Raw genomic sequence first — 1,010 nt, 5'->3', positions numbered from 1 at the left:
GTCGTGGTCGATGTACCAGCCGGGGAAGGTTCGCCGTAGTACGGCGAGCGGGTCCTGGGGTGGGGGGTTCATGGGGGCTCCTGTCTGGAGGGTGCGGGCGGGCCGGGTGGGCGGTCCCGCCCGCGTCACACACCGCGTTTTGCTCTCACGCGGTACGTGTTCGACGGCACGGTGGCCCCGGAGCGGGGAGGGGATGGGGCCGCCGTGTCTGTTCAGCGGCGGCTGGTGATGGCCGAGGGGGAGGTGAGTTCCCAGCGCCGGACGAGCGAGGTCGTCTCGGCCTCGCGCATCTGGGTCTTCAGGCCCTCGACGGTCCGGTCGCAGATGAGCAGCGGTTCGGGGGTGGGCCAGGTGGCGATGGCGTGGAAGAGGCGGCTGCCGGTGCCGTACAGGACGGACCAGCCGGGCCAGGTGATCTCCAGCATCGCGGCCTCGGCGCGGGCCTCGTGGTCCCAGGTGTACTGGGGCACGGGAGCGGTGGCCGCGCCGTCGCGGTGACGGCCTCGGGAACGGGCCAGACAGCGGCGGATCATGAGATCACCTGCCCGGCCTGCTCCCGCTCCCGCGTCTCCTGGGCAGGAGCCGCTGAAGCGGGGGCCTCCTGTTCTTGTGCCGCCTGCTCCTTCAGCGCCTGTTCCTCGGCTTCGCGGGCGAAGGTCTCCTGCCGGTCGGTCTCGGCGCGCAACGCCTCCAGGGTGTCGCCGTCGACGGTCCGTTCGGCTCCGGCGTGGGTGGCGACCGGGGAGAAGGGCCTCTCGCGGCTGGCCCACAGCCGTCCGGCGTCGCTGAGGATCAGCCGCCAGCCGGGGATCGTGGTCTGGGGGCTGGTGGGCTCTGGGTGGGTGGAACTACCATCTCGCACTGGTTGGACCTCGATCCGATCAAGGGCCCGTCCGGTCGCTGTCAACGGTGGACGGGCCCGCTCTGTGGAGCAGGGAAGGATCTGGAGGGGTACGCCGTACCGGCCGGGTGGCCGGTACGAAGACGGGGCGAGCAGTGCGCAGGTGGTT

General features: G+C 71.7%; 2 protein-coding genes. Both read right to left on the bottom strand.

The window, feature by feature from the left end; genetic code table 11:
• Positions 1-212 precede the first annotated feature (212 nt).
• A complete protein-coding gene (locus IG98_RS0143910) occupies positions 213-533 on the bottom strand; it encodes a hypothetical protein (RefSeq protein ID WP_030926515.1) in 321 nt (106 codons plus the stop codon).
• The coding region (locus IG98_RS0143905) for a hypothetical protein (RefSeq protein WP_211264391.1) at positions 530-1,010 on the bottom strand (481 nt) is incomplete at its 5' end. The genes IG98_RS0143910 and IG98_RS0143905, both read right to left, overlap by 4 nt.

The organism is Streptosporangium amethystogenes, from assembly GCF_000721075.1.
GTDB classification, from domain to species: Bacteria; Actinomycetota; Actinomycetes; order Streptosporangiales; family Streptosporangiaceae; genus Streptosporangium; species Streptosporangium amethystogenes.
Note: the sequence above shows the minus strand (reverse complement) of the source record. Positions and strands in the feature narration are given on the sequence as shown.

Coding starts and splice junctions, on each gene's coding strand:
- IG98_RS0143910 (WP_030926515.1), bottom strand. CDS start 533: ATGATCCGCCGCTGTCTGGCCCGTTCCCGAGGCCGTCACCGCGACGGC.